The 12,069-nt window shown below is 71.8% G+C and carries 14 protein-coding genes; 7 read left to right on the top strand and 7 right to left on the bottom strand.

Translation table 11 applies throughout. The annotated features are described in order from the left end of the window. Window positions 1–7: 7 nt before the first annotated feature. The 6 genes from J7F03_RS16630 to J7F03_RS16655 all read right to left on the bottom strand — a co-directional run bounded on the left by J7F03_RS16630 (window position 8) and on the right by J7F03_RS16655 (window position 5,277). On the bottom strand, window positions 8–724 hold the full coding sequence (locus tag J7F03_RS16630; RefSeq protein ID WP_214950173.1) for an urease accessory protein UreF: 717 nt from the start codon (window positions 722–724) through the stop codon (window positions 8–10). Continuing rightward, complete coding sequence (ureC, locus tag J7F03_RS16635; RefSeq protein WP_214950174.1) at window positions 721–2,445, bottom strand: urease subunit alpha; 1,725 nt, start codon at window positions 2,443–2,445, stop codon at window positions 721–723. Before ureC ends, J7F03_RS16630 begins: the two co-directional genes overlap by 4 nt. Further along, the gene (locus J7F03_RS16640; RefSeq protein WP_214950176.1) at window positions 2,445–2,945 is read right to left on the bottom strand and encodes an urease subunit beta; all 501 of its coding nucleotides are present in this window, start codon (window positions 2,943–2,945) and stop codon (window positions 2,445–2,447) included. Before J7F03_RS16640 ends, ureC begins: the two co-directional genes overlap by 1 nt. Window positions 2,946–2,968: 23 nt before the next feature. Then, a complete protein-coding gene (locus tag J7F03_RS16645) occupies window positions 2,969–3,862 on the bottom strand; it encodes a sirohydrochlorin chelatase (RefSeq protein WP_214950177.1) in 894 nt (297 codons plus the stop codon). Between the two features lie 3 nt (window positions 3,863–3,865). Continuing rightward, the gene (locus tag J7F03_RS16650; protein ID WP_214950178.1) at window positions 3,866–4,171 is read right to left on the bottom strand and encodes an urease subunit gamma; all 306 of its coding nucleotides are present in this window, start codon (window positions 4,169–4,171) and stop codon (window positions 3,866–3,868) included. Between the two features lie 140 nt (window positions 4,172–4,311). Further along, entirely contained in the window at window positions 4,312–5,277 is a 966-nt protein-coding gene (locus tag J7F03_RS16655; RefSeq protein WP_214950179.1) for an urea transporter, read from the bottom strand. Between the two features lie 292 nt (window positions 5,278–5,569). On the opposite strand from J7F03_RS16655, the gene J7F03_RS16660 reads away from it, so the two are divergent. Next, window positions 5,570–6,532: a tellurite resistance/C4-dicarboxylate transporter family protein gene (locus tag J7F03_RS16660; RefSeq protein ID WP_308379621.1), complete on the top strand. Its 963-nt coding sequence runs from the start codon at window positions 5,570–5,572 to the stop codon at window positions 6,530–6,532. A gap of 40 nt (window positions 6,533–6,572) precedes the next feature. Here J7F03_RS16660 and J7F03_RS16665 read toward each other — a convergent pair whose 3' ends face one another. Beyond that, window positions 6,573–7,340: a YoaK family protein gene (locus tag J7F03_RS16665; protein ID WP_308379677.1), complete on the bottom strand. Its 768-nt coding sequence runs from the start codon at window positions 7,338–7,340 to the stop codon at window positions 6,573–6,575. A gap of 337 nt (window positions 7,341–7,677) precedes the next feature. Between J7F03_RS16665 and J7F03_RS16670 the strand changes: the two genes are divergently transcribed. The 6 genes from J7F03_RS16670 to J7F03_RS16695 all read left to right on the top strand — a co-directional run bounded on the left by J7F03_RS16670 (window position 7,678) and on the right by J7F03_RS16695 (window position 12,068). After that, on the top strand, window positions 7,678–8,910 hold the full coding sequence (locus J7F03_RS16670; protein ID WP_214950181.1) for a right-handed parallel beta-helix repeat-containing protein: 1,233 nt from the start codon (window positions 7,678–7,680) through the stop codon (window positions 8,908–8,910). A gap of 6 nt (window positions 8,911–8,916) precedes the next feature. Further along, window positions 8,917–9,450: a hypothetical protein gene (locus tag J7F03_RS16675; RefSeq protein WP_214950182.1), complete on the top strand. Its 534-nt coding sequence runs from the start codon at window positions 8,917–8,919 to the stop codon at window positions 9,448–9,450. A gap of 11 nt (window positions 9,451–9,461) precedes the next feature. Then, a complete protein-coding gene (locus tag J7F03_RS16680) occupies window positions 9,462–9,596 on the top strand; it encodes a DUF4253 domain-containing protein (protein ID WP_214950183.1) in 135 nt (44 codons plus the stop codon). Between the two features lie 22 nt (window positions 9,597–9,618). Next, complete coding sequence (locus J7F03_RS16685; RefSeq protein WP_214950185.1) at window positions 9,619–10,053, top strand: VOC family protein; 435 nt, start codon at window positions 9,619–9,621, stop codon at window positions 10,051–10,053. 29 nt (window positions 10,054–10,082) lie between these two features. Further along, window positions 10,083–10,787 carry an epimerase gene (locus tag J7F03_RS16690; RefSeq protein ID WP_214950187.1) on the top strand — a complete coding sequence of 235 codons (705 nt, stop codon included), beginning with the start codon at window positions 10,083–10,085 and terminating at the stop codon, window positions 10,785–10,787. Window positions 10,788–10,859: 72 nt separating this feature from the next. Beyond that, the gene (locus tag J7F03_RS16695; RefSeq protein WP_214950189.1) at window positions 10,860–12,068 is read left to right on the top strand and encodes a T4 RnlA family RNA ligase; all 1,209 of its coding nucleotides are present in this window, start codon (window positions 10,860–10,862) and stop codon (window positions 12,066–12,068) included. The last annotated feature ends 1 nt before the right edge of the window (window position 12,069 follow it).

A 12,069-nucleotide genomic window follows, 5' to 3' on the forward strand; every position in this document is an offset into this window, starting at 1 on the left:
GAAGGGTTCAGGTGGCGAACAGCCGGGCCTCGGCCCGTTCGTGACGGCCCGACATCACGTCGGCCATCGGAACGCACCCTCCGAGGTCGGCGAGTTCGCGCCGCAGGGCCGCGCCCGCCACCTCCTCGATGACGGGGGCGATGTCCCGCAGGACGACCTGGGCCTTGCGGTGGTCCGTGAGCCGCAGCCGCAGCGCGGCCCCGGTGAAGCTGGAGCAGTACGCGAACAGGTCGCTGACGGCGGCCTGTTCGGCCGGGACACCGGCCGCCGCGTAGGCGACCCCGGCGGCCACGGCCTGGGATCCGGGGGCCCGTTTGGCGGCGACCAGCTCCGCGTACCGCTCCAGCGGCTCGCCGCCGACGCACTCGCGGGCGAGGTCCAGCAGCTGGCGGCCGGTACGGGTGGCGGCGCGGCGCAGCCCCTCGTTCAGCTTGGTCGCGTTGAGCCGCTGGTCGGTCTCGGCGAGCGCTTCCCAGTCACCGGCCAGCGCGGCCCGGTGGGCCAGCGCCAGCGCGGTGGCGTCGGAGGGGCCCACCGAGTGCCGCAGCAGGTCGGCCAGCAGCTCCGGCACGCCCTCCGGGGTCACGGCCTTGGCCTGGGCGTAGGCCTCCAGGCCGTGCGAGAGGGTGTAGAAGCCGCTGGGGAAGGCCGAGTCGGTCAGCTGGAGGCTGACCAGCAGGGCCCGTACCGGCGTGGCGCCGGCGGGGTTCACGGCAGTACTCATGCCAGGTAGAACAGGTGGTTCAGGGGCAGTTCGCGGGCCGGCTCGATGGTGGCCGGCTTCCCGTCCAAGCTGACCTTGTACGTCTCCGGGTCCACGGTGATCTCGGGCAGCGCGTCGTTGCGGACCATGTGCTGCTTGCCGACCGTACGGCAGTGCCTGACCGGCAGCACCTTGCTGTCCAGGCCCAGCCTCTGCGGCACGCCCAGATCGATCGCGGCCTGCGACATGAAGGAGACGCGGGTGGCCTGCCGGGCCTTGCCGTACGCCCCGAACATCGGCCGGTAGTACACCGGTTGCGGAGTCGGCAGCGAGGCGTTCGGATCGCCCATCAGCGCCCAGTTGATCAGGCCCCCCTTGATGACCATCTTCGGCTTCGCGGCGAAGGAGTGGATCGGCCACAGCACGACGTCGGCGAGCTTGCCCGCCTCCAGGGAGCCGATGTGGTCGGCGGTGCCGGAGGCGATGGCCGGGTTGATCGTGATCTTGGCCAGGTAGCGCAGCACGCGGAAGTTGTCGTTGCGCTCGGCGTCGCCGTCGAGCTTGCCGCGCTGGTCCTTGCAGTGGTGCGCGGTCTGGAAGGCGCGGGTCCAGGACTCGCCGATGCGGCCCATGGCCTGCGAGTCGGAGGAGAAGATCGAGATGACGCCCTCGTCGTGCAGCACGGTCTCGGCGGCGATCGTCTCGGCGCGCACCCGCGAGTCGGCGAAGGAGACGTCCTCCGGGATGTCGTGCGAGAGGTGGTGGCAGACCATCACCATGTCGAGGAGCTCGTCGACCGAGTTCACGGTGTAGGGCAGCGTCGGGTTGGTGGAGGACGGCAGCACGTTGGGCTCGCCGGCCACCCGCATGATGTCGGGGGCGTGGCCGCCGCCCGCGCCCTCGGTGTGGAAGGTGTGGATGGTGCGCCCGTCGATGGCCGAGCGGGTGTCCTCGAAGAACCCGGACTCGTTCAGGGTGTCGGTGTGCACCGCGACCTGGACGTCGTAGTCGTCGGCCACGTCGAGCGCCTTGCTCAGCGCGGCCGGCGTGGTGCCCCAGTCCTCGTGCACCTTCAGGCCGCAGACGCCCGCCTCGATCTGCTCGATCAGCGCGTCCGGCAGCGAACCGTTGCCCTTGCCCAGCAGGCCGACGTTGACCGGCATGTCCTCGACCGCCTGGTACATGCGGCCGATGTTCCACGGACCCGGCGTGCACGTGGTGCCGTTGGTGCCGTCGGAGGGGCCGGTGCCGCCGCCGACGAGCGTCGTGATGCCGTTGGACAGGCCGTGCTCGGCCTGCTGCGGGGCGATGAAGTGGATGTGGGTGTCGATGCCGCCGGCGGTGGCGATCAGGTGCTCGCCCGAGATCACCTCGGTGCCGGGGCCGATGACCAGCTTGGGATGGACTCCGGACTGCGTGTGCGGATTGCCGGCCTTGCCGAGACCGGCGATGAACCCGTCCTTGATGCCGAGGTCACCCTTGACCACGCCCAGGATCGCGTCCATGACGACCACGTTGGTGATGACCAGGTCGAGGGCGCCTTGTGCGCTGGTGGCCTGCGGGTCCTGCGCCATGCCGTCGCGGATGCCCTTGCCGCCGCCGTAGACGGCCTCGTCTCCGTAGTGGCCCTCGTTGTGGTCCTTCTCGACCTCGACGACCAGGTTGGTGTCCGCCAGGTGGAAGCGGTCCCCGACGGTCGGCCCGAACAGATCGGTGTACTGCTTGCGGCTCAGGACGGCCATCAGTTCTCGCCCTTCTTGTGGGTCTTGTCCTTCTTCTTGCCGTCTTCGGACTTCGCGCCGTGACCGTGACCGCGACCGTTGTCCTGGCCGTCGGCGCGGGTCGAGGGCTCGGCGTGGAGGTCCTCGACACGGGCGCCCTTGAAGCCGAGTTCGACCGCCCGGCGCAGTGCCCGGATGCGCGTGTCGGTGGAGCCGAGGCCGCCGTCGACGAGCGAGCTGAAGCCGATCAGCCGGCCGTGGCCGCTGTACGCGGTGAGTTCGACCTCCCGGGTGTCGCCCGGCTCGAAGCGCACGGCGGTGCCGGCGGGAAGGTCGAGGTGCATGCCGTAGGCGGCGTTGCGGTCGAAGTCGAGGGCGCGGTTGGCCTCGAAGAAGTGGTAGTGCGAGCCGACCTGGACCGCGCGGTCGCCCGTGTTGGAGACGGTGACCTTGGCCTTGCGGCGGCCGGCGTTGATCTCTACGGAGCCTTCGCCGTAAAGGTAGTTGGCGCCACCGGACATCGTGGTACTTCCCTTCCTCGGGATCAGTGGTGGGGGCGGCCGTGCGTGTGGCCGCGCGGCGCGTGATCGTGCGTCGGTCCGTGGCTGTGGTCGTCGTCGTGGCCGTGGTCATGGCCTTCGTCGGGCCCGTGGTCCGGCCCGTGCCCGTGGTCCGGCCCGTGCCCGTGGTCGCCGCCCGGGCCGTGCGAGTGCGCGTACCCGTGGCCGTGCTCGGCGTCCAGGCCCTCGGCGATTCCGTCCCGCCCGTCTGCCAGCCGGTGCAGCGCCTCCTGCACGCGGCTCCGTACGACCTGCTCGATCGCCGCGCGCGACAGCAGCGGTCCGGTGTCCAGGACCCCGGCCGGCACCTCGGCCGGCGCGCAGAACGCGGCCCGTACCAGGCCGACTTGGGACGCTCCGAGGCGGCGGCAGCGCTCGGCCCCCTCCGCGAGGCCGGGGTCGCCGCCGTCGAAGGCGACCTCGACCCAGCGGCGGTGGCCGTACTGGCGCACGAGTCGGGCCACCCGGAACAGGTCCGCGTCCTCGAACGGTCCGGCGGCGGGTGCGGTGACCAGGACGGCGGAGCTGTCGGGCGCCTCGCGCACCGCCTTTCCGGCGGCGGTACGGAGCCACGCGGTCAGGTGGTCCACGGTCGCGAAGGGCGGAGCCAGCGCGAGCCGCCCGGGCCCCTGGTCGCGGCCGAGCCAGCGCAGGGCGCGGGCACAGTCGGCGATCAGTCCGGGGTCGCGCCCCAGCGTCATCGGGACCACGCAGACGGGACCGGGCGAGGCGGCGAGCGCCTCGCGCACGGCATCGGCCAGCGGCCGGCCGGTGAGCACGGCCCCGGCCGCCGTGCCGCCTTCGTGGCCCCCGGCCAGGACGACGGCAGCCCCCGACTCCGCTGCGCGGCCCGGCCGTTCGGGTGCGAGTGCCGCCATGGCTCAGGCGCCCACGGGGTCGTGGCAGGAGACGAGCTTGGTGCCGTCCACGAAGGCGGCCTCGACCTGGAGCAGCGGCAGCATCTCCCGTACGCCGGCCATGACGTCGGAGCCGGAGACGACCTGCTTGCCGAGCTCCATGCACTCGGCGACGGTCCTGCCGTCGCGGGCGCCTTCCAGGATGCCCTCGCTGATCAGGGCGCAGGCCTCGCTGTAGTTGAGCTTGACGCCCCGGTCGCGTCGCTTGCGGGCCAGGTCGGCCACGACGTAGATCCAGAGCTTGTCCATCTCACGAGGAGCGAGATTCATCGGTCGGTCACTCACTTTCGGCTCTCAAAAGGTGGTTCGGGTGCGGGTGTTCCGGGTGCGTACGGCGGGCCCGCGTACGGCCGGCCCGCATACGACTCGGCTGCTCGCGGCCGGCTGCGTACGACGCGGGTCCGCAGCTCTCAAGTGCGCCGCAGCCGGGGGGTCGCCGGGACCGCCGCGACGAAGACGAGCGCGGTCAGGACGAACGGCCAGGTGAAGGTGTGGCCGCCGAAGGGGGCGAAGAAGGCGGTCATGGCCGCCGTCAGGCCCGTGGCGGCCGCGGCGCCCAGCACGGCGAAGCCGAAGCTCCAGGCGGAGCGGAGGAGGAACACCCCGCACAGGGCCATCGCGACGAGCACACTGCTGTAACCCATGAGCCCCTGGGACACCCCATCGGTGGGCGAACCCATCGCCCAGGCGACGAAGATCGCGGTGGCGCTGCCGACGCAGGCCATGGCGCCGGCGAGCCGGTCGGCCACGAAGATGCCCGCGAGGAAGATCAGTCCGACGTACCACTGCGGCATGAAGAAGATCTGGCCGACATTGGCGAAGAATCCGTGCCAGAGCTGGTCCCAACTCAGGGCGGTGGCCCCGGTGGCGGGCCGGGGGAGCGCGGCCAGGTCGGGTCCGGCGTGCCAGACCCTGGAGAAACCGGGCGCCGCGATGGTCATGACGCTCGCGATGATGCAGAACGGCGCGGTGAACGTGGGGATGTTCCACGTGCCGAGGATCGTGGCGAGCGCCGAGGTGACGACCACGACGGTGACGCTGCCGCCGATCGCGAGCAGCAGGGTGGAGAGGTGGTCCCACCCGAGGAAGACGGCGAACCCGAGCGAGACGAGGGTGCCGTTGAAACCGCGCAGCCCGGCGGAGACGATCTCGCGGTCGATGGCGAACGCGTAGGCGGTGGCGGTGGCGACGACGGCGCCGAGGAGGCCGTAGAGCGCGTACTGCCAGCCCGCGGCGGCGAGGGCGGCGAGGAAGAGGATGCCAGTGACGGCGTTGGGCATGAAATCCACCTGCGCGACGCCCCGCAGTACTTCCTGAATGAAGCTCGCCGGCTGGGCCGGAGCGGGTGCCCTCTGCTCCGTGATAACGGCCTGCATTTCTTTCTCCCATGCATGAAAAGCGAACCGTCCAGGTATCGACAGTAGCGGCAAACCGGACAATCGGACGTCGGGCCCCGGGAGTGTCACGAAAGCGGACAGGGCCTCGCAGATGACCCCTGAACTGCGGCGATAAAGATGTGAAATGACGGACGTATTTCCGGTTGTGGCGGGCTGGAAATGCGATCGGGATATCACCATGAAAATGCGCGCGGCACCCGGAAGGGTCGTCGTCGCGGCCCGGTGGCGCGCCGCACCGGCGGGACCCGGCGCCGTGGTGTGCGCTGGGAGGGTGCGAGATTCCGCGGGCGCCCGCTGGTGGGCCGAGCTGTCACCGGCCGCCGGGGCCGCCGTCATGGCTTCCGGGATCATCTCGGTCGGCCTGCGCCTGACCGGGCGGAGCACGCTGTCACTCGTCGCACTGGTCGTCTGCGCGGCGCTGTGGTGCGTACTCGCCGCCGACTTCGCCGCCCGGCTGCTGGGCGACCGGCGGCGCTTCCGCGCCGAGGCCGACACCCCCGCCGCGCTCACCGCCGTCGCCGCCACGACCGTACTCGGCGCCCGGCTCTCCCTCCTCGGATGGCAGCCCGTGGCCGTCGCGATGCTGGCCCTGGCCGCGGCGCTCTGGCCCGGGCTGCTGTTCGCCGTACTGAAGCACTGGGGGCGGCGGATGCCCGGCGCGGCCTTCCTCGTCTGCGTGGCCACCCAAGGCCTCGCCGTCCTGGCGGGCACCCTGGCCGCGACCACCGGGCGCGACTGGCTGGGCCGGGCCGCGCTCGCCGCCTTCTGCCTGGGGCTGTTGCTCTACGTCGCGGCCCTTCTGCGCTTCGACTTCCGCGAGGTGTTCTCGGGCGCGGGCGACCACTGGGTGGCCGGCGGGGCGCTGTCCATCACGGCCCTCGCCGCGTCCGGACTCACGGCGTCACACCTGTGGACGGGATGGGCGCACACAGGGCTGCGTACCGTCACCCTGGCGACCCTCGGTCTCTCCCTGGCCTGGTACGCCGTACTCATGGCCGCCGAGGCGGTCGTGCCGCGCACGCGCTACGACACCCGGCGCTGGTCGAGCGTCTTCCCGCTCGGCATGACGGCCACCGCCTGCATCTCCGCGGCCGGCCCGACCGGTGTCCCGTGGCTGCGCCCCCTCGGCGAGGTGTTGCTCTGGATCGCGGTCGGGGCCTGGCTGCTGACCTTCGCGGCCTTGCTGCTGTCGCGTGCGGGCCGTCGCCCCGGAGCCGTGGACCGCACGCGGTGAACGGGCGGGGCGCACCCGTCGAGGGGCCGCCGAGATCCTTCTACGCGCGCCGCCCGCCGTCGCCCCGCCGCTCACCGTCGCCCCGCTGCTCACCGCTGTCCGATCGGCCACCGCTGCCCCACCACCGGGCGAGGGTCACGCAGCCCAGGAGGAACACGGCCAAGACCAGCGCCCAGACCGAACCGTGACGCAGTGTCAGCAGCCCGCCGGCCAGCGCCCCCAGCAGCAGGGCCACGACCGTCACGAGGCGGCGCAGCGACGCGGGTCCCCAGGGATCGGCCGCCAGCCCGGTCAGGGCCCGGGTGACCACGGTGGTGGTCAGATCGGGCACCGCGAGCCGGTGCACCACGGCGTTCTGCAGACCCATGCCGAGCGCGAGGAGGGCGATGACGGGCGGCGGCCCCGTGGTGCCGGCTGCCGTCAGGGCGAGCGCCCCGCCCACCAGTACGGTCTGCGCCGCGACCAGCGGCGCGAACATCCGGCCGGCCCCGGTGGCCCGCCGTAGCCGGCCCGCGGCCAGCGCGCCGGTCAGGAACGCGCCGACGGCGAGCAGGGAGTCCGGGGCGGACAAGGACCGGTCCCCGGCGAGCGCGAAGCCGAGGAAGACGACATTGCCCGTCATGTTGGCGACGAATACGTGGCCGAGTCCCAGGTAGCTCACCGCGTCGACCACCCCGCTGACGAAAGTCAGGACGATCAGCAGCGGCGGCAGTACTCCGTGCGGCGACTCGGCGCCGTCCGGCCCCGGCGGGAACAGGAGCGCCGCCAGCGGCCGCAGGATCCCGCGTCGCCGCGCGGTCGAGGTCAGGGGTCCCCTGGGTCATGGCAAGGTCCGGCTCGTGGAGCGGTCACCCGCGGCGGACGGGAACGGGACCTCCGTCGGAAGCGAAGGGGCCCCGCGCACCCGAAGGAGGATGGGGGAGACGGGGCATCGCCACCCGAGATGGTAGCGATCTCGGGTGCCTGATCGAAGCGGCGACCCGCAGCCCCGTCGCCGAAGGTCCGGTACCCGAATCGAGCGCACGGGCAGGGAGCTTCACTTTCTCCGACGGGATTGTTTGGTGATCGTTTTCGTTCGTGTTTGAATCCGGTCGCACGTTTGCCTGGTTTTCCGGTTTCCTTGTCTGGGGCGGGGTCGTATTCCGATGGATCAAACACGTCGATTGTTCATGGGCGGTGTCACGGCGGGTGTGGTGACCGCCGCGGCGGGGGCCGCGGCCGCTCCGGCGGCGCGGGCGGCCGCTCCGGCCCGCACCGAGCTCGGATGGCACAACGTCCTTTCCTACGGGGCGAAGGGCGACGGCGCGGCCGACGACACCCCCTTCATCCAGGCGGCCCTGGACGCCTGCGAGCCGGGCAACACGGTCTACCTGCCCGCCGGGCTCTACCGCACCAGCCGCCCGGTCCGCATTCCCCCGCGCGTCACGCTGCAGGGCTCGCACGGCGGGGGCGAGCACGAGTACGAGGGCCGCGAGACCCCGCCGGTCGCCATCAAGCCGCTGCCGGGATTCACCGGCGAGGCCGTGCTGCTGATCCTCGACCGGCAGCTGGGCGGCTACCCGCGCAAGGCCGTGGAGCAGCGCGTCTTCCGACTGACCGTCGACGGAAGCGCCCTGGACCCCGAGGGGCCGGCGGTCGACGGCATCCGCGCCGTCGGCCAGATCCAGCACCTGCAGCTGCGCGACGTCCAGATCCACCGGGTCACCGGCATCGGCGTCAACACCACCTACAACACCGGTACTTCGGGGCCCCAAGCGCCCTTCTGCCTGCATTTCGACCGGGTCTCCATCATGTGGTCGAAGAGCTTCGGCGTAGCGCTCAACAACACCACCGACTCCGTCTTCACCGACGTGTACGCCCTCGGGTGTGACGGCGCCGGGTGGTGGATCTCCGGAGCGGGGAACTCGACCTTCACCGGCTGCCGGGCCGAGTGGTCGCGGGGAGAGGGGTTCTGGCTGAACGGCTGGAAGGGCGTCATCCAGTTCACCGGCTGCTCGACCGACCGCAGCGGCCGCGACGGCATCCTGGTGCAGAACGACGACGTCGGCTCCATCCTCCAGCTCAGCGGCTGCCGGCTGGACCGCGACGGCCGCAACGTCCAGGCCGACGGCACCGAAACCGGTGGCGGCGGGCTCGCCGGGCTGCGCGTCGTGGGATCGAAGGCCAAGGTCCTCGCCGACGGCCTGATCGTCCTGCCCGGCCGGGACGACAAGGGGGGAAGCGTCTCCTCGCCCATGTTCGGGGTCTCGGCGACCGACTCCGTCTGCACAGTCGTCACCTCCGGGTTCGTCGACGGCGTCGAGAGGGACTGGCACGACGGCGGGGGCAACGGCGTCTTCCTGAAGGGCCCCACGCTCCTCACCTCCACTGAGGGCTAGAGGCTGATGGGCGACTACTTCCAGACGATCGCCGACATCGACGCGACCCCCGAGGAGGCCGAAGCGCTCGGGGCGCGGGTGGCGGCGTGGCTGGTGGCCGAGGGGATCGTGCGCGCCGAGCGGACCTACGAGATGTTCGGCAAGCCGGTGTACTCGCCGGGGCCGCGGTGGGACGACGTCACGGAGTGGCCCGAGGAGGGCGGCTGCGACGGGCTGGCCGTCGTCACCGGCCGTACCGTCTTCTGGGGCTCCCTGGGCTCCGACGGCTCCCCCGTCTGCCCGCACTGCTCGGCGCCGGCCGCCACCGCGCCCTGGCCGGAGGCCCTGGACGGTTGGTACGCGACCGGCGCCGCCGAGTTGCGGTGCCCGGCGTGCGACCGCCGGATCCCGCTGCCCGAGTGGACGTGGGAGGACAACCGCTTCGCCTTCGCCCACCTCGGCTTCGAGATCTGGAACGCGGCCCGGCTCCGCCCGGAGTTCATCGCCGAGCTCGGCCGGGTCCTGGGCCACCGGATCCGTACGGTCGCGGGGAAGCTCTGATCGAACCGACGATGGAGGAGGCCCTCGCGGTCGCCGCGGAGCACTTCGCGTTCTGTCCCGACAACATCCGGCAGGACCACGAGACCGGCCTCAACGCCGAGGAGGCTCTCGTGGGCAGCGCTCACCGGACGTTTTGGTGGGACTGAGGGGGCTCAGTAAGGTCCCGGCATGCCCTATACGTTTCAGGTGTCCGTCGATTCCGCCGCTCCGCACGACCTCGCCGACTGGTGGGCGGACGCGCTCGGGTGGGAAGTCGAGCCCAGCGACGAGGAGTTCATCCGCAGCATGGTCGCCGCCGGGCACGCGAGCGAGGAGGACACCACCACCCACCGAGGTGTCCTGGTCTGGAGGACGGGTCAGGCGATCCGCCATCCCGACGGCCTCGAGCGGGCGCCCCGCGTCCTCTTCCAGCTGATCGAAGAGCCCAAGACCGTCAAGAACCGCGTGCACCTCGACGTCCGCACCGGCGAGGACGACCCCAAGGCACTGGTCGAGCGGCTCATCGCCAAGGGCGCCACGTACCTGCACGACGGCCGTCAGGGCCCGCACACCTGGACCACCCTCACCGACCCGGAGGGCAACGAGCTCTGCGTCTCCCACTGAGCGCGGGCGCCCGCGCATAGGGTGGGCCCGTGAACGTCATCCTCTTCGGCGCGACCGGAATGATCGGCCGCGGCGTGCTGCGCGAGTGCCTGCGCGACGACTCCGTGGAAAGCGTCCTGGCCATCGGCCGGACCCCCCTGGCCGTCACCCACCCCAAGCTGCGCGAGCTCGTCCAGGCCGACCCGACCGACCTGTCGGCGTCCGGCCTGGACCTGGCTTCGTACGACGCGTGCTTCTTCTGCCTCGGCATCTCCTCCTTCCGGATGAAGGAGGAGGAGTACCGGCGGATCACCTACGACCTGACGCTCGCGGCGGCCCGGCCGCTCGCCGCGGCCAATCCCCGGCTGACCTTCGCCTACGTCTCCGGCGAGGGCACCGACAGCACCGAGCGGGGCCGCTCCATGTGGGCGCGGGTCAAGGGGAAGACCGAGAACGACCTGCTGAAGCTGCCCTTCGAGGCCTACATGTTCCGCCCGGGGATCGTGCGGCCCGACCGCGGCGTGCCCTCCAAGACCCCGCTCTACCGCGCCGCCTACGCAGTCACCGCGCCCCTCTTCCCGGTCCTGGGGCGCGTCGCGCCCGACCTCCTCACCACGACCCGGGCGATCGGCCGCGCCATGATCGCCGTGGCCGCCGCCGGACCCGGCGACGCGGACACCCAGCGGATCCTGCGTCCCAAGGACATCAACCGGCTGGGCGGCGAAGGCCCGGAAAGACCCGCAGACCTGCGGTAACGGGCGGATATTCGGTTTCGGCCGGGCCCTTCCACCCCCGAGAATGAGGCATCTCGAACCGGGAGGAACCCCATGAGCCAGGACCGCCTGACTCTGCACGACCTGATGCCCGCACAGGCGCTGACCGAGGCCATCGACGCCGGATACGTGACGCGCAAGCCGCACCCCGAGCTGCCGCTGTCCATCTACACCTACACCCGGACCGCCCAGTACGAGCGGGTCTGGAACCAGGTCACCACGATCTGCCGCGGCCTCGTCGCCGACGACGTCAGCGGCGCGGTCGTCGCGCTGCCGCTGCCCAAGTTCTTCAACGTCGGCGAGCACGAGTCCGGTCAGCCGTACGCGCCCGCCCTGCCGGACGAGCCGTTCGAGGTGTACGACAAGGTCGACGGCAGCCTCGGGGTGCTCTTCCACTACGCCGGGAAGTGGCGGGTCGCGTCCAAGGGTTCCTTCACCAGCACCCAGGCCACCTGGGCCCAGCGCCGCCTCGACCGGCGGGACACCTCCGCCCTGGTCCCCGGCACCACCTACCTCGCGGAGATCCTGTACCCGCAGAACCGCATCGTCGTCGACTACGGCGAGCGCCGCGACCTCGTCCTGCTCGCCGCGTACGGGGCGGACGGCGCCGAGGTGCCGCTCGCCGAAGCCGCGGTCCACTGGCAGGGCATCGGCTCCGTCGTCACCCTGTGGCCCGCGATGCCGCTCGACGAGCTGCTCGCGCTGACCGCCTCCAGCACCCTGCCCGGCGGCGCCGGCGCGACCGGCACCGACGCGGAGGGCTTCGTGCTGCGCTTCGCCTCGGGCGTCCGCGCCAAGGCCAAGATCGCCGAGTACGTACGGCTCCACAAGGTGCTCACCGGCGTGACCGAACGGGACATCTGGCGCGGCCACGGCATCCAGCGGTTCGCCGGCCTGCCGGCCAAGCAGCTGGCCCAGGGCCTCAATTGCACCGTCGTCGACATCGAGGCCTCGGGCGGCAAGCCGCTCGACGCACTGCTGGAGCAGGTGCCCGACGAGTTCGACCAGTGGGTGCGCTCGGTGATCGAGCGCCTGGATGAGGAGGCCGCGCTCCGCGAGCGCGCCATCGACGAGGCGTACGCCTCCCTCGCCCATCTGGCCGACGACCGGGGCGCGTTCGCGCGCGCCGCCAAGGGACTGCGCGACAGCGGCATCCGCGGCGCGCTGTTCCAGCGCCTGGACGGCAAGCCGACCGAGCTCGTCACCTGGCGGCAGGTGCGGCCCGAGACGTCCGACCCCTTCACGAACGACGAGGAGAACTGAG

Source organism: Streptomyces sp. ISL-43 (genome assembly GCF_018614195.1).
Taxonomy (GTDB): Bacteria; Actinomycetota; Actinomycetes; order Streptomycetales; family Streptomycetaceae; genus Streptomyces.